This window comes from Polymorphospora rubra (assembly GCF_018324255.1).
Lineage (GTDB): Bacteria > Actinomycetota > Actinomycetes > Mycobacteriales > Micromonosporaceae > Polymorphospora > Polymorphospora rubra.
In genome coordinates this window covers 2,502,499-2,525,427 of record NZ_AP023359.1, presented here as the reverse complement: position 1 = coordinate 2,525,427, position 22,929 = coordinate 2,502,499, and the positions used below count along the sequence as shown (strand labels likewise).

The 22,929-nt window shown below is 72.4% G+C and carries 19 protein-coding genes; 9 read left to right on the top strand and 10 right to left on the bottom strand.

The features are described 5' to 3' along the window. Positions 1-140: 140 nt before the first annotated feature. From Prubr_RS11690 to pdhA, 4 genes are all read right to left on the bottom strand, one after another. Positions 141-278 carry a hypothetical protein gene (locus Prubr_RS11690; RefSeq protein ID WP_212824807.1) on the bottom strand — a complete coding sequence of 46 codons (138 nt, stop codon included), beginning with the start codon at positions 276-278 and terminating at the stop codon, positions 141-143. Between the two features lie 265 nt (positions 279-543). Continuing rightward, positions 544-1,989: a dihydrolipoamide acetyltransferase family protein gene (locus tag Prubr_RS11685; protein ID WP_212824806.1), complete on the bottom strand. Its 1,446-nt coding sequence runs from the start codon at positions 1,987-1,989 to the stop codon at positions 544-546. 5 nt (positions 1,990-1,994) lie between these two features. Further along, entirely contained in the window at positions 1,995-2,972 is a 978-nt protein-coding gene (locus Prubr_RS11680) for an alpha-ketoacid dehydrogenase subunit beta (protein WP_212824804.1), read from the bottom strand. Then, complete coding sequence (pdhA, locus tag Prubr_RS11675; RefSeq protein WP_212824802.1) at positions 2,972-4,168, bottom strand: pyruvate dehydrogenase (acetyl-transferring) E1 component subunit alpha; 1,197 nt, start codon at positions 4,166-4,168, stop codon at positions 2,972-2,974. Before pdhA ends, Prubr_RS11680 begins: the two co-directional genes overlap by 1 nt. 1,608 nt (positions 4,169-5,776) lie before the next feature. Between pdhA and Prubr_RS11670 the strand changes: the two genes are divergently transcribed. Then, entirely contained in the window at positions 5,777-6,748 is a 972-nt protein-coding gene (locus tag Prubr_RS11670) for an ABC transporter permease (RefSeq protein WP_212824800.1), read from the top strand. Between the two features lie 846 nt (positions 6,749-7,594). Here the strand turns inward: Prubr_RS11670 and Prubr_RS11665 are convergent. Further along, a complete protein-coding gene (locus tag Prubr_RS11665) occupies positions 7,595-8,281 on the bottom strand; it encodes an NUDIX hydrolase (protein ID WP_212824798.1) in 687 nt (228 codons plus the stop codon). A 70-nt stretch (positions 8,282-8,351) separates the two neighbouring features. On the opposite strand from Prubr_RS11665, the gene Prubr_RS11660 reads away from it, so the two are divergent. The 3 genes from Prubr_RS11660 (at position 8,352) to Prubr_RS11650 (ending at position 11,052) form a co-directional block, all read left to right on the top strand. Then, positions 8,352-9,413 carry an SPFH domain-containing protein gene (locus Prubr_RS11660; RefSeq protein ID WP_212824796.1) on the top strand — a complete coding sequence of 354 codons (1,062 nt, stop codon included), beginning with the start codon at positions 8,352-8,354 and terminating at the stop codon, positions 9,411-9,413. A 101-nt stretch (positions 9,414-9,514) separates the two neighbouring features. Next, positions 9,515-10,420 (top strand): diacylglycerol kinase catalytic domain-containing protein, encoded by a 906-nt coding sequence (locus Prubr_RS11655; RefSeq protein WP_246568577.1) that lies wholly within the window; start codon positions 9,515-9,517, stop codon positions 10,418-10,420. Positions 10,421-10,602: 182 nt separating this feature from the next. Further along, positions 10,603-11,052, top strand: a complete 450-nt coding sequence (locus Prubr_RS11650; RefSeq protein ID WP_212824792.1) for a VOC family protein — start codon at positions 10,603-10,605, stop codon at positions 11,050-11,052. A 48-nt stretch (positions 11,053-11,100) separates the two neighbouring features. On the opposite strand, the gene Prubr_RS11645 is transcribed toward Prubr_RS11650, so the two are convergent. From Prubr_RS11645 to Prubr_RS11635, 3 genes are all read right to left on the bottom strand, one after another. Beyond that, positions 11,101-12,327: a hypothetical protein gene (locus Prubr_RS11645; RefSeq protein WP_212824790.1), complete on the bottom strand. Its 1,227-nt coding sequence runs from the start codon at positions 12,325-12,327 to the stop codon at positions 11,101-11,103. Between the two features lie 81 nt (positions 12,328-12,408). Then, positions 12,409-14,115, bottom strand: coding sequence for a GTPase family protein (locus tag Prubr_RS11640; RefSeq protein ID WP_212824788.1), 1,707 nt, complete (start codon positions 14,113-14,115; stop codon positions 12,409-12,411). Continuing rightward, positions 14,112-16,034 (bottom strand): ABC transporter, encoded by a 1,923-nt coding sequence (locus Prubr_RS11635; RefSeq protein ID WP_425518006.1) that lies wholly within the window; start codon positions 16,032-16,034, stop codon positions 14,112-14,114. Before Prubr_RS11635 ends, Prubr_RS11640 begins: the two co-directional genes overlap by 4 nt. Positions 16,035-16,246: 212 nt before the next feature. Between Prubr_RS11635 and dnaK the strand changes: the two genes are divergently transcribed. The 5 genes from dnaK (at position 16,247) to Prubr_RS11610 (ending at position 21,065) form a co-directional block, all read left to right on the top strand. Further along, positions 16,247-18,136: a molecular chaperone DnaK gene (gene dnaK / locus Prubr_RS11630; protein WP_212824786.1), complete on the top strand. Its 1,890-nt coding sequence runs from the start codon at positions 16,247-16,249 to the stop codon at positions 18,134-18,136. A gap of 49 nt (positions 18,137-18,185) precedes the next feature. Beyond that, entirely contained in the window at positions 18,186-19,061 is an 876-nt protein-coding gene (gene grpE, locus Prubr_RS11625) for a nucleotide exchange factor GrpE (RefSeq protein WP_212824784.1), read from the top strand. A gap of 37 nt (positions 19,062-19,098) precedes the next feature. Then, on the top strand, positions 19,099-20,283 hold the full coding sequence (gene dnaJ, locus Prubr_RS11620; RefSeq protein ID WP_212824782.1) for a molecular chaperone DnaJ: 1,185 nt from the start codon (positions 19,099-19,101) through the stop codon (positions 20,281-20,283). 39 nt (positions 20,284-20,322) lie between these two features. Beyond that, a complete protein-coding gene (locus Prubr_RS11615; RefSeq protein ID WP_212824779.1) occupies positions 20,323-20,766 on the top strand; it encodes a heat shock protein transcriptional repressor HspR in 444 nt (147 codons plus the stop codon). Positions 20,767-20,861: 95 nt separating this feature from the next. Next, positions 20,862-21,065 (top strand): antitoxin, encoded by a 204-nt coding sequence (locus Prubr_RS11610; protein WP_212824777.1) that lies wholly within the window; start codon positions 20,862-20,864, stop codon positions 21,063-21,065. 88 nt (positions 21,066-21,153) lie between these two features. On the opposite strand, the gene Prubr_RS11605 is transcribed toward Prubr_RS11610, so the two are convergent. Together Prubr_RS11605 and Prubr_RS11600 are read right to left on the bottom strand one after the other, a co-directional pair. Next, positions 21,154-21,585, bottom strand: a complete 432-nt coding sequence (locus Prubr_RS11605) for a hypothetical protein (protein WP_212824775.1) — start codon at positions 21,583-21,585, stop codon at positions 21,154-21,156. Positions 21,586-21,722: 137 nt separating this feature from the next. Continuing rightward, the gene (locus tag Prubr_RS11600) at positions 21,723-22,928 is read right to left on the bottom strand and encodes a cation:proton antiporter (RefSeq protein WP_212824772.1); all 1,206 of its coding nucleotides are present in this window, start codon (positions 22,926-22,928) and stop codon (positions 21,723-21,725) included. Position 22,929 lies beyond the last annotated feature (1 nt).

Below are 22,929 nucleotides of genomic sequence, written 5' to 3'. Positions count from 1 at the left end.
GGAACGACGACCGTGCCCAACCGTACCGGGCGCTGCGGCGGCGAGGAATGGCGGTCTCCGGCCGCCCGGATACGGCGATGCCCCGTCCGGGTGGCCCGGACGGGGCATGGAATTCGTCAGACGACGAGAGAAGTAGGTGGTCAGCCGTAGTAGCGCTGGGCGATCGCGAGGATCTCCTTGCGGACGGCCGGCGAGTTGGCGGACCGCAGCGCGTGCTCGATGGCCCGAGCGCGGCGGTTGGCGTCGCGGCGGCTGCGGAAGCGTTCGATCATGGACATTTCAGCTCTCCCCTGGCTATTCGGTTGTCAGCCCGTCGATGAGTCCATTGAAGCGCATCGTGGACCGCGGCGCCATAGATTCTTAGGTGAGGTGCGACACCTGCCTAAGAATCAAAGGTTGCTCGGCGCTCTGGGTTAACTTTCTGGTCGCCTAAGCGACACGGCCGGCGTGCTCCCGCTCACTGCGGAAGTACGCCGGCCGTGTCGTCGGAACGGTCGGATCGGTCAGGTCCGGGCCAACCCGGTCAGGCCCGGGCCGGCCTGATCAGGTCCAGGCCAACAGGGTCGCCTCCGGGTCGGTCAGGAAATCACCGACGTCACGGATGAACCGTGCACCCAACTCCCCGTCGATGATCCGGTGGTCGAACGAAAGGCCCAGCGTGGTGACCTGCCGGGGCCGGATCTTGCCCTTGTGCATCCACGGCGTCTCACGCACCGCGCCGAACGCCAGGATCGCGGATTCACCCGGAGGCAGGATCGGCGTGCCGGTGTCGACCCCGAAGACCCCGACATTGGTGATCGTGAAGGTTCCGCCGGTCATGTCCGCCGGGCTGGTCCGGCCCGCCTTCGCGGTCCGTACCAGGCCGGTCATCGCCTCGGCCAGCTCGTGCAGGGTCAGCCGGCCGGCGTCCTTGATGTTGGGCACGATCAGGCCGCGGTCGGTGGCGGCCGCGATGCCGAGGTTGACGTACTCCTTGACCACGATCTCGTCGCCGGCCCAGGTCGAGTTGACCATCGGGTGCCGGGCGGCCGCGAGCAGCACCGCCTTGGCCACCAGGAGCAGGGGCGATACCCGGGTGTCCCGCCACTGCGGAAGGGCCCGCAGCCGGTCCAGGGCCTTGATCGAGCGGGTCATGTCGACGGTGTGGAACAGCGTGACGTGCGGTGCCGTGAACGCCGACGCCACCATGTTCGCCGCTGTGATCTTCCGCACGCCCTTCACCGGGATCCGCTGCTCGCGGTCCGGCCCGAACGACGGCGCCGCCATGGCCTGGCCGACCGCCGGAGCCTCCGGCGCCGCCGCCCCGGCCGCCGCGAGGTGTACGTCGTCGCGGGTGATCGACCCCTGCGGACCGGAGCCGGTCAGCCCGGCCAGGTCGACGCCGAGATCGCGGGCCAGCTTGCGGACCGGCGGCTTGGCGAGCACTCCGGCCGCCGGCGCCGCCGACCCGTTCGACGCCGCCAGCGCGGCCGGCCTCGCCGGCACGGTCGGCACAGCCGGCATCATGGGCATCGTCGGTGCCGCCGGAGCGGTCGGGGCCGGAGCTGCCGCCGCCGGCGCACCCGCGGCCTTACGCGGGCGTCGCTTGGCGGCCGCGGTACGCGGTCCGTAGCCGACCAGCACGGCGGTGCGCCCGCCCGGGCTGTGACCGCCGGTCATCCCCGGCTCCACCATGCCCTCGGCGGGCGCCACCTGCACGGCCGCGAGCGATTCGGCGGACGGCTCCGGCAGCTCACCGGCGCCCGGGTCGGTGTCGATCGAGATGATCGGAGTGCCGACCTCGACCACGGTGCCCTCGTCGTGGAAGATCGCCCGCACCTGGCCGGCCCACTTCGCCGGGATCTCGACCGCCGCCTTCGCCGTCTCGACCTCGACGATCGGCTGGTTCAACTCGATCGTGTCGCCGACCGAGACCAGCCACTTGAGGATCTCGCCCTCGGTCAGCCCTTCGCCCAGGTCGGGCAGGTTGAACTCCTTGACCCTGGTCATCGCGGTCACCAGCCGAAGGTGCGGTCGACGGCGTCGAGCACCCGGTCGAGGTCGGGCAGGTAGTCCTCCTCCACCCGGCTCGCCGGGTAGGGGGTGTCGAAACCGGTCACCCGTAGCACCGGTGCCTCCAGGGAGTAGAAGCACTTCTCGGTGATCCGGGCGGCGAGCTCCGCACCGAGGCCGACGTTGGACGGCGCCTCGTGGACCACCACGCAACGGCCGGTGCGTCGTACCGAGTCGAAGACCGGGGCCAGGTCGAGCGGGGACAGCGTGCGCAGGTCGATGACCTCCAGCTCGCGACCGTCCTCGGCCGCTGCGGTGGCGGCGTCGAGCGCGGTACGCACCATCGGGCCGTACGCCAGGACCGTGGCGTCGGTGCCGGGCCGCACCACCCGGGAGGCGTGCAACGGGTAGTCCGCCTCGGTGTCGACCGGCCCCTTCTCCCAGTACCGCCGCTTCGGCTCCAGGAAGACGATCGGATCGTCGGAGGCGATCGACTGCCGGATCATCGTGTACGCGTCCTGCGGCGACGAGCAGGAGACGACCTTCAGACCGGAGGTGTGGGCGAAGTACGCCTCCGGGGACTCGGAGTGGTGCTCGACCGCGCCGATGCCGCCACCGAACGGGATCCGGATGACGATCGGCAGGGCGAGCTTGCCCCGCGACCGGTAGTGCATCTTCGCCACCTGCGACACGATCTGGTCGTACGCGGGGTAGACGAACCCGTCGAACTGGATCTCGCACACCGGCCGGTAGCCGCGGATCGCCAGACCGACGGCGGTGCCGATGATGCCGGACTCGGCGAGCGGGGTGTCGATGACCCGGTCGCCGCCGAAGTCCTTCTGCAGGCCGTCGGTGATCCGGAAGACGCCGCCGAGCTTGCCGACGTCCTCGCCCATGATGATGACCTTGGGGTCGTCGTCCAGCGCCCGGCGCAGTCCGGTGTTGAGCGCCTTGCCCATGCTGAGGGTCTCGGTGGCCATCAGTGCGCACTCCCCTCGAACGACTCCAGGTAACGGCCGAATTCAGCGCGCTGCTCGTCCAGTTCGGGTGAACCACCCGGATAGACGTGATCGAAAAGCGACAGCGGCTGCGGGTCGGGCATCGACAGCACCCGTTCGCGCAGGTGCACCGCCTCACGCCGGGCCGCCTCGTCGACCTCGGCGAAGAAGTCGGCGTCGGCGATCTTCTGGCGCTCCAGGAACGCCCGTACCCGGGTGATCGGGTCCTTGGCCTGCCACGCCTCGACCTCGCTGGCGATCCGGTAGCGGGTCGGGTCGTCGGAGGTGGTGTGGGCACCCATCCGGTAGGTGTACGCCTCGATCAGGGTCGGCCCCTGTCCGTGCCGCGCGTTGTCGAGCGCCGCACGGGTCACCGCGTAACTGGCCAGCACGTCGTTGCCGTCGACCCGGATGCCGGGGAACCCGAAGCCGGACGCCCGCTGGTAGAGCGGGATACGGGTCTGCCGCTCCAGCGGCTGGGAGATCGCGTACTGGTTGTTCTGGCAGAAGAAGACCAGTGGGGCGTTGAAGACGCTGGCCCAGACGAAGGCCTCGTTGACGTCGCCCTGCGAGCTGGCCCCGTCACCGAAGTAGGCGATGACCGCCTCGCTGTCGTCGCCGCCGGTCTTGCCGTCCATCGTCACGCCCATCGCGTAGCCGGTGGCGTGCAGCGTCTGGGCGCCGATGACGATCGTGTACATGTTGAACTTGTACTCGTTGGGGTCCCAGCCGCCCTGGTCGACACCGCGGAAGAGACCCAACGGCATGATCGGGTCGATTCCCCGGCAGTAGAGCACGCCGTGCTCGCGGTAGGTCGGGAACGCCATGTCCTGCGGGCGCAGTGCCCGTCCCGAGCCGACCTGCGCGGCCTCCTGCCCCAGCAGGCTCGCCCACAGGCCCAGCTCACCCTGGCGCTGGAGCGCCGTGGCCTCGGCGTCGAGCTTGCGTACGACGACGAGGTCCCGGTAGATCTCGCGGTATTCGGCGTCGGTGAAGTCGACCCGGTATTCGACCCCGTCCGGCCCGGTCACCGACTCGATCCGGTCCCCTTCCGGGGTGAGTAGCTGGATCAGCTCAGGATCCGGCCGACCGGCCGTAGAACCGGACCGCCTGGAGGCGGCCGTTCTACCGCGGGTGGTGGTCCCGCGGGTGGTGGTCCCGCGTTCGCCCTTCGCCATCGGTCTCTCCCTGTTCATAAGGTGCGTCGGCAACGGGGGGTGACCCGACCGCGCAGCTGTGGCGCCTGCCGACTCGTGTCGGAGCAGACTCTCGGTGCCACGCCTAGCCCCGGTGGGGGTTGCCGCGCGGCGTAGACCGGGTTCTGGCGGAACCCGGCCCGGGAGTGCCGACACCGGGCCGCGCCCACCGCTGGTGTGCGGGAGGCCACGGCCGCGTTGCCGTCGGGTCCATATTCGCAGAGGAGGTGAGCGTGATTACAGTACGGCCTCGATGACCTTGACTGTCCGGGCCTGTTCGGGGGACATGTACGTATTTCCCGTCGTGAGTAGGTAACCGACCCAGAACTTGGCACGTTGACACACCGTGCAGGAGTGGCGGACGGTGCGTGACTTCGTCACCCTGCTTGGAAGGCCGTCCCGGGCGAACCTCCCTCTCGCCCGCTCGGTGGATGTCGCCTACGGACGAGGAGTTCGGCCGTGCCGGACCGCCATGACGAACCGCCGCCCCCGCCCCCGTTTCGGCACCGGCGTCTCGACGGGACACCGGGCAGCCACCGGTGGCTACGGGGAACACACCGGGCCGAAGGGCTCTCCGGCCCCACCCGCCGGTACGTGCTCATCGTCGCCTCGCTCGGCGTGATGGCGTCGCTCCCGATCATCGCGGCACTCGGCGCCGGCCCCACCACCGTCGGGGGGACCGCGCAGCCCGGCGGCGGCCCGTTCCTCGGCCACCCGTCCGGGGGCCCGGTGGTGGTCGTACCGCTGCCGACGCCCACCCTCGACCCGGACCGCCCACCGCTGGTCGGGTTCGGTGACCCGGTCGCCCCGACCAGCCGCCACCACGCACCCGGCCCGCACCGCTCCGGCAAGGCAAAGCCCCGGCGTACGCAGTCCGAGCGGGTCCGTCCCCGGCCGACGGTCCGCCCGACACCGGAGAAGACCAGCTTCTTCCCCAACCCGACGGTGCCCCGGCCGACGACCCGACCCACCACGCCCCGCCCGACGCCGTCGGTGACGCCGACCGGGTGCCCGAGCCCGACGCCCACCGCGAGTGCGGACCCGACCGGCACCCCGTCTCCGACGACTGAGCCCACTTCCGGGCCGTCTCCGACGCCTGAACCCACCTCCGGGCCGTCTCCGACGCCTGAACCCACCTTTACACCGGAGCCCACATCGACGCCCACGCCGGAGCCGACGCGGACCGGGCGGCCGACGGTCCGGCCGACGGCGACCGCGTCGTCCGGTGAGCGGGATCGGCGACCGGCGCCGTCACGCACCACCGGCCCGCGCGACACCGACGCCCGTACGCCCGGCCCCGGCCCACGGGCCGCGACGAGGCCGGTCGCTGGACACCGCGTACCGGCTCCGGGGCGCCGGGCGGACGGCCCGCCACCTGGCCGGTCAGGCGCTGATCCGTAGTTCCGAGCCTTGCGGGGCCCGGTTAGCGTCGATGCGATCGTCGTACCAGCCCGCGCCGAGGAGGAACCGTGAGCTTCCCCCGGTGGCCCCCGCCACCCGTCGCCGCCCCCGTACGCCGTCCTCGCCGTCGGTTGGGAAGCCGTACTGCTGCTCGTCACGGTCGTCACGGTCGGTGTCATCGCCGTCCAGGTGCCGCTCTTCCGTGGCGGCAACATCTGGTACGGCATCGCGGCGCTGGGCCTGCTCGCGTCCGCGTTCGCCCTCTCGCTGCGTACGGCCACTCCCAACCTGGCCGTCATCGGCCAGGCCACGCTGGCCGGGGTGGTCTACGCGAAGCTCGTGGCGGACGGCGGGTGGGCGGCGATTCCCGCCGGGCTGGTCGCCGTACTCGTGCTGCTCGTCTCCGGAGCATTCCTCGGCCTGGTCACCGGGCTCACCACCGCACCGAGTTGGGCGGTCTCGCTCGGCGGGCTGATCCTGACGCAGGCGATCGCCCTGGCCATGGTCGACGGACGGTCGCTCGCGATCCCCGCCGGCGGGCCGCCCGGCAGGGGTACGACGCTTCTCTGGGCGGTGCTCTTCATCGTCGTCTCGATCGGCGGTGGCCTGCTCTGGCTGCTGCCGAAGGTGCGCGCGCTGCTCGCCACCAACCGGATTTCCGGCGACCCGGTGCCCAGCTGGCGGCTGACCCGCCTGCTCGGCGCCGTGGTCGGCTTCACCGGCTCCAGCGTGCTCGCCGCCCTCGCCGGCATCGTGACCGCCAACCAGCTCCGGGTCGTCAACGGCGGTGTCGACCTCGGCCAGCTCGCCCTCGTCGTCGGCGCGGTGCTGCTCGGCGGCGTCAGCGTCTTCGGTCGGCGCGGTGGGGTGGCGGGCACCGTCCTCGCGGTCGTCCTGCTCGCCGCGATCAATTTCTATCTGACCCTGGAGGGTGCGCCGCGCTGGATCGCGTACGGCGTCGTGCCGGCGCTGGCGATTCTGGGCGGGATCGGCATCAGCCGCGGCCTGGAGGCGTTGGCCGCCCCCGAGTCCGACGAGCCGGCACCGCCGTTCCCCGGTCCCACCCGCCCCGGGTACGCCCCGCCACCTTCTCAGTACGCCCCGACCCCAACCGGCTACCCCTCGCCGCAGGTCTCTGGCGGTTCCGGCCCCAACCCGTAGGGCTGCACCAATCATCAAACCCCCTTCGCTCTCGGCTTCGTCGGGGAGTTTCGGTCTGCGGGCCGTTGCGGTCGAGGGAGCCCGGGTGCTCTGCCCGCCGTCGGCGCGCTGGCGCGGGGCCTACGGATAGGCGAATGACGGCCAATGCGTAGTTTGTCGCCGGCTGCTCGCGGGGTTCCGTTGTTGATCTGGGCAAAAACCACCTAATACGCACGGGATAAGGTGGCTGACGCCCAGATCAACAACGGAACCCCGCCCACCCTCTGCCCATGACGGACGTTCGGCGCATATCACGCCGGGAGTGGGGCGGCGGACGGGGATGCCGCGGGACGAGATGCGCGTGGGAGGCGTTGTTCCGGCCGGATAACCCCTCCCACGCGCACCTCGTCAGCGGGTTTGGGGTTGTCGGGGCGGGGCCTGGGGCGGGGCGACCAGGTCTTTGGTGACGACCACGCCGTAGATGGGCTCGGTGACGACACCCGCACTAGATGAGGCCGTGTGCCAGCATCGCCTCAGGCGAGGAGTTGCTGCCCGACCGGAGACGTATCTGCCGGACCCGGCAGGTGGGATCGCCCGGATTCACGACTTCATGGAAGCGCACGAGGCGGCGGGCCGTGACGCTGCCGTGCCTGCGCCCTACTACCTGGCGGGGGCGGCCCCGGCCGGCCAGACCGAACTCCCGGCCGAGGTCTACCAGGTGCTTCGCCAGGTGGTCGCCGCGCTGCGCGAGGGACTCGCGGTGACCGTCGCGCTGCGCACGCAGACCCTGACCACGCAGCAGGCGGCGGACCTTCTCGGCGTGAGCCGGCCGACCGTCATACGCCAAACGCGGTTGACCCGAAGAGGTCAGCGGTCGGTGGTGGGGCGGAGCATCGGGGGATGCAGGGCGGTCGCCGGGCCACGGCGGAATACCTGGGCGGGGCGGCCGCGTTCGCCCTCCGTCGCCCGTCCGACCGGCACCAGGAACCCCGGAGTCCCGGTGACCTTCCGGTGGAAGTTGCGGGGGTCGAGCCGGGTTTCCCAGACCGTCTCGTAGACGGCCCGCAGTTGCGCGACGGTGAACTCGGGCGGGCAGAAGGCGGTGGCCAGCGGGGAGTATTCGAGCTTGGCGCGGGCCCGTTCGAGGCCGTCGGCGAGGATCCGGTCGTGGTCGAAGGCGAGCTTCCTGACCCGGGCCACCGGCAGCCATTCGGCTCCCGCGGCGTCGGTGCCGGCGATCGGGGCGGGCAGGTCGGGTAGCAGCGCCAGGTAGGCGACGGTGACCACCCGGCCGCGCGGGTCGCGGTGCGGTGTGCCGTACGTGCCGAGTTGTTCCAGGTGGGTGGCGGCGCCGGTCAGCCCAGTCTCCTCGGCGAGTTCGCGTTCGGCGGCCCGGGGCAGGTCCTCGTCGAGGCGTACGAAGCCGCCGGGGAGCGCCCACGCGCCCTCGTGGGGCGGCACTCCGCGCCGGACCAGCAGTACGGCCAGTCCGTCGGCGCGGATGGTCAGGACGACGAGGTCGACGGTCACGGCGAACGGCGGATACTCGCTCATGTGATTTATCACCACCTTGACGACAACTTATCACCGGGATTATCGTCGGTAGGACGAAAAGAGGTTCGAGATGGCCGACGTGACCAGCCGCCTGTTCCTGCGCCACCTGCGTGGCGCCCCCACCTCCTGGGTCCGGCACCTCGTCAACGGCAAGATCCGGCACGAGGGCATCGGTCAGTCCTACTGGTATCGCCCGCTCGTGTCGGTGCTCAGCGAGGTGCCGATCGACGACCGCGAACTGCCCCTGCTCTTCCACGCCCGGACCGGCGACTTCGCCGACGTCACCGTGCAGGCGACCGTCACGTACCGGGTCGCCGACCCGGCGGTGGCTGCCACCCGGCTCGACTTCTCGGTCGACCCGCGTAACGGGACCGCGCGGTCCCGGCCGCTCGACCAGGTCGCCACGCTGCTCGCCGAACTCGCCCAGCAGCCCGCCCTCGACCTGCTCGCCCGGGTGCCGCTGGCCGAGGCGTTGACCAACATCGCCCCGGTCCGGGAGGCGGTGTCCGCCGCCCTGCGCGCCGAGCCGCGTCTCGACGACATCGGGGTGGCCGTCGTCAGTGCCCGGGTCGTCGCGGTCCGGCCCGAGCCGGAGATGGAGCGTGCCCTCCAGACGCCGACCCGGGAGGCGGTGCAGGTCGAGTCGGACCGCGCGACCTACGCCCGCCGGGCCCAGGCGGTCGAGCAGGAGCGGGCCATCGCTGAGAACGAGATGCAGAACAAGATCGAGCTGGCCCGCCGGGAGCAGCAACTGGTCGAGCAGCGGGGCGCCAACGACCGCCGCAAGATCGAACTGGCCGCCGCCGCCGAACTCGCCGCCGCGCAGGGCAAGGCCGAGCGGGAGAAGGTCGCCAACACCGCCGCCGCCGAGCGGGCCCGGGTGCTCGCCGCCGCCGAGGCCGACAAGGAACGCACCCTCGCTGGCGCCCGGGCGGACGGCGTACGGGCGGTCGGGCTGGCCGAGGCCGAGGCCGAGTCGGCGAAGCTGGCCGCGTACGCGGACCTGCCGCCCGGTGTGCTCCAGGCCCTCGCGGTCAAGGAACTCGCCGGCCAGTTGCCGGCGATCAACCAACTCACCGTGACCCCGGACATGCTCACCGACCTGCTCGCCCGCCTCGGTGGCCCGCGATGAGGGCACCCCGTGGTCCCGGGATGAACTTGCCCCGGGCGCCCCGGGAAGGAACCGCCCGGCCGACCCGAGGAGGGGCGGGCCGGCCGGGCCGGGGTGGACCGGTGAGCGGCACCCTCGCTCCCCGGGTGGTCGTGGTCAGCCGGCGCAGCGAACTGGACGAGTTGCTGGTCCGGCACGGCACCCGGGCGGCGGCCGGCTTCTACCTGCGGCAGCGGGGCCGGGACCTGGACGAGGTCGCGGCCCGCCACGACGCACTGCACGCGGCGCTGACCGCGGTCGGCGCCGCCATCCCGGCCGACTGGCGGCGCGGTCACGTCGACCGCGACGACCTGGCCCGGTTCCTGTTCGCACCGGAGGACATCGTGGTCGCGGTCGGCCAGGACGGGCTGGTCGCCAACGTCGCCAAGTACCTCGACCGGCAGCCCGTCGTCGGCGTCGACCCGGAGCCGGGCCGCAACGCCGGCGTACTCGTGCGGTTCGCCCCGGCCGCCGTCGCCCGGCTGCTGCCGGCGGTGGCCGCCGGCCGTGCCGCCGTGCAGGCCCGGACCATGGTCCGGGCCGTCCTCGACGACGGCCAGGACCTGGTCGGCCTGAACGAGGTGTACGTCGGGCACCCGTCGCACCAGTCCGCCCGGTACGTCCTCGGCACCCCCGGTGGCCGGCGGGAACGGCACTCGTCGTCCGGGGTGGTGGTCGGCTCCGGCACCGGGGCGACCGGCTGGTGCGCGTCGATCGCCCGGGAACGGCCGGGCGGGCCGGTGCTGCCCGGTCCGGCCGACGAGGCACTGTGCTGGTTCGTCCGGGAGGCGTGGCCGTCGCCGGCGACCGGGGTCGAACTGACCGGCGGCCGGCTCGCTGCCGGCGAGTCGATCGAGTTGACCGCCGAAGGTGAGCGCCTGGTCGTCTTCGCCGACGGCGTCGAGGCCGACCATCTGACGATGGCCTGGGGCCAGCGGGTCACCATCGGCACCGCCACCCGCCGCCTGCACCTGGTCGTCCCGTCCTGACCCCCGGCCTTCCGGGCGGCTCGGGACCGCCGCCCGGGAGGCCGGGCTTCGCGCGGGCCAGGCACGTTGATCAAGGAGTAGTTGCGCGATCGCCGTGCCGGTTCGGGTGATACATCCCCTTGATCGACGGAGCGGTAGCGGATACTCCGGGGAATGTCGGGCGTGCTGGATAACGTCCGGGTATGACTGTGGGCTACCAGATCACCTTCGACGCCGAGGATCCGCACCGGCTGGCCGCCTTCTGGGCCGAGGCGCTCGAATACGTGGTCGAGGACAACTCGGCCATGATCCGCGGGCTGCTGGACGGTGGCATGGTCACCGATGCCGACGTCACCACCGTCGGCGGCGTGCTGAGCTGGCGCGGTGCCGCCGCCATCCGCGACCCGGCGGCACCCGTCGACGGCAAGACCGGGATCGGACTCGGCGGCCGGCTCCTCTTCCAGACCGTGCCCGAGGCCAAGACCGCGAAGAACCGGGTGCATCTCGACCTGCGTCCCGGCCCGGACCGCCGGGAAGAGGTCGTGGAGCGGCTGATCCAGCTCGGCGCCCGCCGACTGTGGGACGGCCGGCAGGGGCCGCAGACCTGGATCACCCTCGCCGACCCGGAGGGCAACGAGTTCTGCGTCGGCTGACCCCGGCCCGTTCCCCGTCCGCCGGGCGGCGACCGGCGGACGGGTCGGTCAGGCCGGTTCCTCCCCGCCGAGCCGCTGCCGGTTCGCCTCGATCCAGGCCTCCAGGGCGTCCGGGTCGTCGGGATCGATGCCGTCGGCGATGAGCTGCGCGACCGCGGCGGTGGCCGGGCTGCGCCGCTCGCCGGTGGTATAGAGCCGGACGAACTCCGGGATCATGTCGTCGATCGCGGAGTCGGTCTGCGTCGCCGCCTGGGCGGGCAGGGCCCGCCGCCGGGTGGCGTACGCCGCCCAGCCGCGCACCACCCGGGGCAGCATCGCGGCGTCGTCCATGTCGAGCACCGCCCGCCGGTGCACCCAGTCGAGCAGGAAGAGTCCGGCGACCGCGGGGCTCCACCGCATCGGGTCGGCGTCCGGGAACGAGGCGCCGTGGTCGAGCACCAGGCTGATGCAGAAGTGCAGCGAGGCCAGGTCGGCCTCGGGCACCTCGTGCAACCCGAAGCGGGCCGCCTCCGGAGAGTTCAGGAAGTCGCGGACGAGGGCGGTGCGTTCGTCGGTGGACAGTTCCGGGATCTCCTCGACCGCCGCCAGCGCGGGCGCAGGCAGGAGCGCCAGCCGGGCACCGACAAGTGCCCGGTCGGTGGCCAGCGACCCTTCCGCGGGCAGGTCGCCGAGCTCGTCGGTGATCACCAGGTGCCGGGCGACCTCGCCGCGCAGCCGGCGCGGGTCCTCGTCGCGGAACCAGGTCAACTCGTCGTCGGCGCACATCTGCCGTACCTGGCCGAGGATCCGTTCGGCGGGACCGCCGACGAACACGTCCTTGGTGATGCCGATGTTGTGGTCGACGAGGGCGACGACGGCGTGCTCCGGGCCGCCCGCCTCGGCGTCGTCGTACGCGAAGGTCGCGAGGTAGGACGTCTGGTCGCCGTACACGTCGCCGTAGGCGTAGCTGCCGGTGAGTCGTACCTTGCCGAGGTGCGGTGACCACGGCGGCGCCTGGGTACCCGGCTTGACCGCCGCCGCCCCGGCGGCGTCGGGCACCAGAGTGGCGAAGACGTTGCGGATCGTGGTGGCCGCGGCCGTCCGTCGGCGGGAGGTGGCCGCGAGGAACCCGGTGACGAAGTCGCGGATCGCGGTGGCCCGGTCCTCCTCGGCGACCGCGTAGACGCTGCCGAGCAGCGCCGTGCCGAGCATCTCGGCATCGAGGGCACAGTCGAGCTTGGTCACGTCGCGGGCCGCGGCGAGCACCGCGTCGTAGGGGGTCTTGGGCGTGGCCATGGATCGACCCTACGCCCGCGAGGGCCCGCCGGGTATCAGGAGCGACGGCCCGGCGGACCGTCGATGTCCCCCGTACGGGGGTCAGCGCCCGGCGGCGGCCAGTGCCTCCCGGGCCTGGGCGTACGCCTGGAGCACCGACCGGACCGGCGCGACCACGTGTTCCCGGCCGACCTCCGCGACGGCGGCCCGGAGCCGGCTCTCCGCCCAGGCCCGGGCCCGGCGGGCGGCGAAGGACGTCAGGGGCCGCACGGCCAGCGCGACGAGCACCCCGAGCAGCAGACCGCCGAGCAGCAGCGCGGTCGGCAGCGGCACCGCGCCGAGCATCGGGTATTCGAGGGCGGGCAGTTGCAGGATCCGTACCGCGTAGCCCACCAGGAGCCAGCCGAGGCCGGCGACGGCGGCGAGGGTGACCAGCCACTGGAGCCCGCCGACGAGCCGCCACCACACCGGGCGACCGCCGACGCCGAGGTCGGTGCCGGCCACCGCGCGGTCGAGCGCGTCGGGCAGGTCGCCGAGCCGGGACCGGGCGGCGGTGGTGACGGCCGCCGGCCACGGTGCCGGAAGGGCGGCGCTGGATTTCGCGGCGACGGCGCGGACGGCGAGCCCGACCGCGGAGCGCTGCGCGGCGGTCGGGTCGGGGACCGAGGTCAGCGGGGTCGGCGCGGTCTCGTCGTCGGCCTCCGGCGTGCCGGGGCCGGGCAGATGCAGGCGGCGCAGCGGGTCGGGCCGCAGCCGCCGCCAGCCCCGGACGACCGGCCACCCGGTGGAGGCGGCGGCCCGGTGCCGGTACGCCTGCCCGGTCGCCTCGGCGACCGCCGGTACACCGGCCGAGGCGGCGAGCGCGTCGGTCAGTTCCCGGACCGTGTTGCGGTCGACGTCGTCCTCGGCCGCCGGCGGCCCGATCAGGTCGGCCAGTCCGGCGGTCACGGCGTCGACGTCGCCGGCGAGCCGGCGCAGGGCGGCCTGCCGCTGCGCGACGGTGGTCTCCAGGATGCCGCGCAGGTCGGTCGTTGCCGCCGGGTCGACCGCCGACGTGGCGAGGACCGGCACCCCGTCGAGGCCGTCGGCGTCGAGGAGCCGGCGCAGGTCGTCGAGGACCACGGGCAGGTCCGCCGGGGGCAGCCGGTCGGCCTGGTTGAGCACCACGACGGTGACGTCGCGGTGCTGCTGGAAGCCGCGCAGGTAGCCGGTGTGCACCACCCGGTCGGCGTACTTCTGCGGGTCGACGACCCAGACCACCAGGTCGACCAGGCCGAGCAGGCGTTCGACCTCCAGCCGGTGCGCCCGTTCGACGGAGTCGAAGTCGGGCAGGTCGAGCAGCACCAGCCCGTGCAGGGCCGCCTCGTCGTCGCCGTCGAGCGCGCTCTCCCGGACGAACCGGTGGCGGGGCAGCACCCCGATCCAGTCCAGCAGCCGGTTCGCGCCCTCCAGCGGACCCCACACGCAGGCGTGCGCGACGCCGGTGGTCGGCCGGCGTACGCCGACCGGCGACAGGTCGAGCCGGGCCAGGGCGTTGAAGAGGCTGGACTTGCCGCTGCCGGTCGCGCCGGCCAGGGCCACCACCGTGTGGTCGCGGGACAGTGCAAGCCGGGCCCCGGCGCGTTCGATCAGGGTGTGGGCGGCGCCGAGCCGGTCCTCGGGCACGTGGTCGGTGGTGGCCCGGACGAACCGTTCGACCGCACCGACCCGGGCCAGCAGGGCGTCGGGGTCGACCCGCCGGTCACCGCGGAGCCGGTCCCGTACCTTCCCGACGAGGTCGCCGACCGACCGGCCCGTCGCTGCGCTCACCGGGCGGCCCCGGGCAGCGTGAACGGTGCGTCGGCGGTCAGGCCGGCGGCGGTGCGGGCGGTCTCGACGTCGGCCGCCGCCCGGCGCAGTTCCTCGCCGGGGTCGGGGCCGACCGCACGGATCCGGACGAGGTAGCGGGCCGCCTCGGCGTCGAGCAGCTTCTCCAGCCGGTCCAGGAGGTCCTTTCGGGACCGGTTGGCCATGTTCCGGACCGCCTGGTCGCCGAAGACCGCCTCGAGCACCTTCTGGGCGGCCACGGTGGTGCCGGCGCCGGCGGCCACCTCCAGCCCGGTCGGGATGAAGGCGGTCGACGCGAACACCGCGATCATGACGGCGAGTCCGGTGGCGTTGACCGCGTACGCGGCGCTGCGGGCGACGAACCGCTTGTCGCCGCCTTCGGCGCGGACCAGTTCGAGTACGCCACGCTGCCAGTCGCGGACCATCCGTTCGGCCCGCTGCGGCAGGTCGGGCCCCGGCCGGCCCAGTTCGGGTTCGAGCAGCGCCGCGCCGGCCGGGTGCGACTGCCAGCCGCCGTACGCGTGCTCGGCGGCGTCGGCCGCGACTCCGCGTACGAGGGTCACCAGTTGGGACTCGATCGCGGTCTGCAGCTGGCTCGCGGGGGCGGGGCGACCGGTCAGCGCGGCGACCAGCCGGTCCCGGATCCGGCCGACGCGGGCCTCCAGGGTGCGGAAGAACTCGCCGGTCCCGATGTACTCCTGCCAGCGGGCGAGCACCTCGCCACGGAGCAGCCGGCCGTCCTTGAGCCCTTCCTCGAAGGTGCGCCGGGCGGCGCGGTAGGAGGTGCGTACCCGTTCGTCGAGGACACCGGCGGCGGCCGCCTGGTCGTCGGCGGCGTCGGCCAGCGTGGTGACGGCGGGCGCGAGGGCGGCGAGGGCGCCGTCGAGGGTCTGCCGGACCACCGCGGCGCGGGCGGCGGCGTCGCCGGCGAGCTGCTGGAACCAGTCCCGCAGCGGTTCGGTGACCTGGTACGGCAGCAGCCCTTGGCCGTCGACCTCGGTCTCGGGCAGGACGAACAGCGGTGCCGCCGCGAGGTCGTGGGCGGCGAGCATCTCGGACAGGTGGGCGGCCACCTCGTCACCGGCCTCCGGCGGTACCCGGTCGAGGACCAGGGCGATCACGGTGCCGCGCAGCCGCGCGGTGCGCAGCAGTTCCCAGGGGACCGCGTCGGCGTAGCGGGCCGCGGTGGTGACGAACAGCCACAGGTCCGCGGCGGCGAGGAGTTGGCCGGCCAGGGCCCGGTTCGCGTCGACGACGGAGTCGATGTCGGGGGCGTCGAGGAAGGCGAGGCCCGGGGGCAGCGCGGGGGCGGCGACCAGTTGCAGGGTGCCGGGGTCGTCGCCGGGTTCGGTGGTGCGGGTCAGGCCGGGCAGCAGGTCGCCCTGGCGGAACCAGGTGGTGTCGGCGGGGTTGGCGACCAGGACCGGTGACCGGGTGGTGGGCCGCAGCACGCCGGAGGCGGTGACCCGGGCCTGGACGATGCTGTTGACCAGGGTCGACTTGCCGGCGCCGGTGGAGCCGCCGACGACGACCAGCAGCGGTGCGTCGAGCCGGGCCAGCCGGGGCAGCAGGTAGTCGTCGAGCTGCGTGACGAGGGCGCCGCCGACCCGCCGCGCGTCGTCGGCGGAGGGCAGGACCAGCGGGTAGGCCGACGAATCGATCACGGTGCGCAGTCGGGTCAGGGCGTCCGGAAGGGCCGAGGTGTTCGTGGTCACATCGTCGGCCGTCGCCTCGGCAGGCTCCGGATCGGGGCTTTCGTCCGGGGGGTTCTCGGCCGGCAAGTCCGGTTTTTCGGGATCATTCACGCTGGTGGTGCCGGTCGGCGTCCCGACGGCGTCCTCGGGCGGCTCCGGAACGACGGGCACGCCGGGATCGGTGGCCGGGTCACCCTGCGTCGTCACGGATAAAAGGGTGCCTGATCCGTGCACCAGTCACAACATGAACCGCCCTGGGCCGGACCGCGGCCGATCGGCGTACCGGGTGGTCAGGCGGGGTCCGTCGACCCAGAGTTGCGTCTGCCCGACTCAATGCCAACTTGACGCTGCCGGCGATCGTGGCACTATTGAGTCCGGTCCACTCAACTTGTGTCAACCAGTGAAGTGAGGAAGCAAAGATGGCACGTGCGGTCGGCATCGACCTCGGCACGACGAACTCCTGCGTCAGCGTTCTCGAGGGTGGTGAGCCCACCGTCATCGCCAACGCCGAGGGCTCCCGCACCACGCCCTCGATCGTGGCGTTCGCGCGTAACGGCGAGGTGCTCGTCGGTGAGGTCGCCAAGCGCCAGGCGGTGACCAACCCCGACCGGACCATCCGTTCGGTCAAGCGTGAGATCGGCTCCAGCTGGTCCGTCGACATCGACGGCAAGAAGTACACCCCGCAGGAGATCTCGGCGCGCACGCTGATGAAGCTCAAGCGGGACGCCGAGGCGTACATGGGCGAGCAGATCACCGACGCGGTGATCACCGTTCCGGCGTACTTCAACGACGCGCAGCGTCAGGCCACCAAGGAGGCCGGTGAGATCGCCGGCTTCAACGTGCTGCGGATCGTCAACGAGCCGACCGCGGCGGCGCTGGCGTACGGCCTGGACAAGGGCTCCAAGGAGCAGACCGTTCTGGTCTTCGACCTCGGCGGCGGCACCTTCGACGTCTCGCTGCTCGAGTTGGCCGAGGGCGTCATCGAGGTCAAGTCGACCAGCGGTGACAACCACCTCGGCGGCGACGACTGGGACGAGCGGATCATCGACCACCTGGTCAAGACGTTCCGCGGCCAGCACGGCGTCGACCTGTCGCAGGACAAGATGGCCATGCAGCGGCTGCGTGAGGCCGCCGAGAAGGCCAAGATCGAGCTGTCCGCCGCGTCGACCAGCAACATCAACCTGCCGTACATCACGGCCGGCCCGGCCGGCGCCGACGGTGCCCCGTCCGCGCCGCTGCACCTCGACGTCACCCTGACCCGGGCCGAGTTCCAGCGCATGACGCAGGACCTGCTCGACCGCACCAAGGGCCCGTTCGAGCAGGCCGTCAAGGACGCCGGCGTCAAGGTGTCCGACATCGACCACGTCATCCTCGTCGGCGGCTCCACCCGGATGCCGGCCGTCACCGACCTGGTCAAGCAGCTCATCGGCCGCGACCCCAACAAGGGCGTCAACCCCGACGAGGTCGTCGCCGTCGGTGCCGCGCTGCAGGCCGGTGTGCTCAAGGGCGAGGTCAAGGACGTCCTGCTGCTCGACGTGACCCCGCTGAGCCTGGGCATCGAGACCAAGGGCGGCATCTTCACCAAGCTCATCGAGCGCAACACCACCATCCCGACCAAGCGCTCCGAGGTCTTCACCACGGCCGACGACAACCAGCCGTCGGTGCTGATCCAGGTCTTCCAGGGTGAGCGCGACATCGCGGCCTACAACAAGAAGCTCGGCACCTTCGAGCTGACCGGCCTCCCGCCGGCGCCGCGCGGCGTGCCGCAGGTCGAGGTGACGTTCGACATCGACGCCAACGGCATCGTCCACGTCAACGCCAAGGACCTCGGCACCGGCAAGGAGCAGTCGATGACGATCACCGGCGGCTCGGCGCTGCCGAAGGACGACATCGAGCGGATGATGCGCGACGCCCAGGACCACGCCGACGAGGACAAGCGGCGGCGCGAGGAGGCGGAGACCCGCAACCTGGCCGAGCAGCTCCAGTGGCAGACCGAGAAGTTCCTCGCCGAGAGCGGCGACAAGCTTCCGGCCGAGTCCCGCGACCAGATCAACGACGCGCTCGGTGACCTGCGTGGCGCCCTCGGCGGCTCCGACCTGGAGAAGATCAAGTCGGCACACGAGAAGCTGGCCCAGGTGTCGCAGCAGGCCGGTTCGCTGCTCTACGCACAGCAGGCCGAGCAGGGTGCGTCGGCGGGTGCCGGTGAGGCGCCGGGCGGTGCCGGTGCCGGTGCCGCGGGTGGCCCGTCGGCGGGTGCCGACGACGTGGTGGACGCCGAGATCGTCGACGAGGACAAGGGCAAGAAGTGACCCGTCGTCGCAGCGTCCACCGCACAGTCGAACGGAGCGAGGTAACCGAATGACGGACCAGCCACGAGCCGCCGCCCCGGCATCAGGGTCGGCGCCGGGTGGCTCCGCGTCCGGCGGCGAGGCCGACGGCCGTACCGCCGAGCGGGTCGTCATCCGTGACAAGCGAAAGATCGATCCCACCGGTGGCGCGGGGCAACCCGCCGCCGGCAAGGAGGCCGCCGCCGGGCAGCCGGCGGACGGCGAGCCGAGGCCGGCGGCCAAGGCCGAGGCCGGGCCGGCGGGCGACGGCACCCGGGCAGCCGAGGAATCGGTCGTCGAGGACACCGCGAGCGGTGAGGCCTCGGCGAGCGAGGATCCGGCTTCCGGCGACGACGCCGAGCGTCCGGCCGCCGAGGGCGAGGTCCTGGTCGGCGAGGTGGCGGAGACCGTCGAGGAGACCACCGCCCCCGTCGTCGACGCACCCACGCCGGCCGCCGAGGCCAGGCCGCTGGGGGCCGAACTGGAGGCACTGCGGGCCGAGCTCGACGAGCGGACCCGCGACGTCCAGCGGGTGTCGGCGGAATACGCCAACTACCGCAAGCGGGTCGACCGGGACCGCGGGGTGGCCGCCGAGCAGACCACCGGCACGGTGCTCACCGAGCTGCTGCCGGTGCTCGACGACCTCGATCGGGCCCGCGACCACGGTGACCTGGTCGGGCCGTTCGGCTCCGTCGCGGAGAAGCTCACCGCGGCGCTCGGGAAGTTCGGGCTGACCGGCTTCGGCGAGAAGGGCGACCCGTTCGACCCGACCCGCCACGAGGCGGTCGCGCACCTGACCTCGGCCGAGGTCACCGAACCGACCTGTGTCGAGGTGATGCGTCGGGGCTACCTGCTCGGCGAGCGGCTGCTCCGGCCGGCGCTGGTAGCGGTGGCCGATCCCGAGTGACCAGGTGACGACGGACGTACGAGGGGAGGTGGACTAGGTGGGTTCCAAGGACTGGCTGGAGAAGGACTTCTACTCGGTGCTCGGGGTCTCGAAGTCCGCCTCCTCCGACGAGATCAAGAAGGCGTACCGGAAGATCGCCCGGGAGTCGCACCCGGACCACAACCCGGGCAACACGCAGGCCGAGGAGCGGTTCAAGTCCGCCTCCGAGGCGTACGACGTGCTCTCCGACGAGCGCAAGCGCGGCGAGTACGACGAGATGCGTTCGCTGTTCGGGTCGGGGGCGTTCCGGCGTGGTGCCCGGCCCGGTGGGCCGGGCGGTTACCCGTTCGATCCCTCCGACCTCTTCGGCGGGGCGACGCAGGGCGGCGGCGACCGGCGCTTCGGCGGTGCCGGTTTCTCCGACCTGTTCAGCTCGATCTTCTCCGGTGGCGGCGGGCCCGGTCCGGGCCGCCGTACGGGCCCGACCCAGGGCCGCGACGTGGAGACCGAGGTCGTGCTCGACTTCGGTGACGCCGTACGCGGCATCACCCTGCCGCTGTCGTTGCGGGCACCGGGCGTGTGCGACACCTGCCACGGCAACGGCGCCCGCCCGGGTACCCAGCCCCGGACCTGCCCGCAGTGCCAGGGTTCCGGGCTGGTGACCCGCAACCAGGGGTCGTTCAGCTTCTCGGAGCCGTGCCGGGAGTGCCAGGGCGTCGGGACGATCGTCGAGGACAAGTGCCCGGAGTGCCACGGCACCGGCGGGGTCACGAAGACCCGTACGTTGAACGTCCGGTTCCCCGCCGGGGTGGCCGACGGGCAGCGGATCAGGCTCGCCGGGCGTGGTGAGCCGGGCGAGCGCGGCGGCCCGGCCGGTGACCTCTTCGTGCTGGTCAAGGTCCGTGGCGACGACCTGTTCGGGCGCACCGGGGACGATCTGACCCTGACCGTGCAGATCTCGTACGCCGAGGCGGTCGTCGGCACCGACCTGCGGGTTCCGACCCTGGACGGGGCGGTGACGCTGCGGGTGCCGCCGGGCACGCCGAGCGGACGGAAGCTGCGGGCCCGGGGCAAGGGGGTCACCCGACGGGACGGTCAGCCCGGCGACCTGCTGGTGACGCTGGAGGTGGTCGTGCCGAAGGACCTGTCCGAGGAGGCCCGCGAGGCGCTGGAGAACTTCGCCAAGCTCGCTCCGCCCCCTGATCGGGAACATATCGACGCCCGCGTGCGTCGGTCTGAGTGACGGTTCCACGAGGAGGCGTGGCATGAGGGAGGGGTTGTCATGACGGAGGAGTTCGTGGTCTCGGTTACCGAGGCGTCCGACGCCAAGGTCCTGATGATCTCTGTGGCGGCGCGGATGGCCGGCATGCACCCGCAGACCCTGCGGCAGTACGACCGCCTGGGGCTGGTGCAGGCCGGCCGGGCCGCCGGTGGCGGCCGGCGCTACAGCGTGCGGGACGTGGTGCTGCTGCGCGAGGTGCAGCGGCTGAGCCAGGACGACGGGGTCAACCTGGCCGGCATCAAGCGGATCATCGGCTTGGAGCAGCTCGTCGAGCAGTTGCAGGAGCGGATGGCGGTGCTGGAGGCCGAGTTGGCCGCCGCCTACCGGCGGATCGCCGAGCTGGAGGCGGTCGGTCCCTACCCGCGCCGTGACCTGGTGCCGACGAACCGCACCACGACGGCGTTGGTGGTGTGGCGACCACGCAGGTCGGGTGATGTGGAGTGAGCCGTTCGGCCACCTGATCTGATCTTCTGGACTAACCTCCTTAATAGTTCGGAGGGCACAATCCGGACTAAAGGTTGGCAAGGGAGGGGGTTGCGATGGGGATCGCGGATTCGTTCAAGGAGATGGCGGACAAGGCCGTCGACAAGCTCGGCGGCACCGACAAGGCCAAGGAGGCGGTCGAGACCGCCGGCGACAAGGTGGACGAGCGGACCGGCGGCAAGTACGCCGGTCAGGTCGACAAGGGCCAGGAGATGGCCCGCGACCACCTGGAGCGGAACCGGGACGACCGTACGGCCTGAACCGGCGCGCCTGGGCGACACGGAGCCGGGACCCACGGGGGTCCCGGCTCTGCCGTTTTCGCCCCGCCCGCCCCGCCGGGGCCGGCCCTCAGGCCAGCCGGCGGCCGCTGCGGACCAGGCCGCCCTCGCACCAGTCGTGGTAAACGAACAGGTGCGGTTTGGCCAGCAGCATGCGGCAGTTGTGCGCCCAGTTCACCATCGGCTCGTCACCGGCCCGTTCGGCCTGCTCGACGAGCTTGCGCAGCCGCCGCTTCGGGTGGGCGCGGAAGTTGGTGCGGATGCCGTCGGCGGCGTAGATGTAGAGGCAGTGCAGCGCGAACCGGCGGGCCGGACAGTTGCGGTCCATCGCCAGTTCGAAGAGGCTGCCGACCAGCCGGTCGCCGGCGACCAGCAGGTCCCAGTCCTGCGGCATCGACTGGAGCGGGACCGAGTCGGGCTGGTAGGCCCACGCCCGCAGTTCGGTCGGGGACGGGTCGACCGGGTTGGCGAAACCGGCGAAGCCCGACTGCTCCACGCCCACGGGTCGACCCTCCGCTCGCGACCGGGGAGCATGCCCCGCGGACAGCACAGTGGTTGCGGCGCAACGGTAACGCGCCGCACGGAGACTGCGGTAGCGCCGCGCGGACCGGTGACCGGGCCCGCGCGGGCCGTACGGGATCAGTCGGGTGCGGCCAGCGCCGTCCGGCGGCGGGCGGCACTGCGTCCGGCCAGCCACTTCTTGAACCACGGGTAGTCGGGGATCCGGGCCAGCATCGGTCCACTCACGACGGTGATCAGGACGTACGCCGTCGCGAGGGCGGCCAGTTGCGGCTCGATGCCGGGCGTGGCGACCGCCAACCCGGCGATGACGATGGAGAACTCGCCGCGCGGCATCAGCCCGAGCCCGGCCCGCCACCGGCCGGGTACGGCGATCCCGACCCGTTTCGCGGCCACGTAGCCGGTGACCACCTTCGTCGCCATGGTGATGACGGCCAGCGCCAGGGCGGGCAGCAGGACCGGCGGGATGTCGCGCGGATCGGTGGCCAGGCCGAAGAAGACGAAGAACACGGCGGCGAACAGGTCGCGCAGCGGAGACAGCAGCTCGGTGGCGTTGTGGGCGACCGGCCCGGACAGGGCGATGCCGACCAGGAACGCGCCCACCGCCGCCGAGACGTTGAGCTGCGCGGCGACGCCGGCGACCAGCAGGGTCAGCCCGAGTACGCCGAGCAGCAGCGCCTCGGGGTCCTTGGCCGAGAACATCGTCGAGATGAGGTTGCCGTACCGGATCGCCACCACGAGCACGACGACGACGGTGAAGACCGCGACGGCGAGCGCGATCCCGCCACCGATCAGGCCGGTGCCGGCCAGTACGGCGGTCAGCAGCGGTAGGTAGAGCGCCATCGCCAGGTCCTCGATGACCAGGACGGAGAGGATGACCGGGGTTTCCCGGTTGCCGAGCCGGCCGAGGTCGGCGAGCACCTTGGCGATGACGCCGGAGGAGGAGACCCAGGTGATGCCGGCCAGTACGACGGCGGCCACCCAGCCCCAGCCGAGCAGGAGCGCGAACGCGGCGCCGGGCAGCGCGTTGAGTACGCCGTCGACCAGGCCGGCCGGGGCGGCCGCGCGCAGGTTGCCGACGAGTTCGCTGGCGGTGTATTCGAGGCCGAGCATGACCAGCAGCAGGATCACGCCGATCTCGGCGCCGACGGCGAAGAACTCCTCGCTGGCCGACAGTGGCAGCAGGCCGCCGTGCCCGAAGGCGAGCCCGGCGAAGAGGTAGAGGGGGATGGGGGAGAGGCCGAACCGGCGGCTGATCCGGCCGAGGAGACCGAGAAGTAGGAGGAGGGCACCGACCTCGATCAGAAGGGTGGTGGTGTGGTGCATC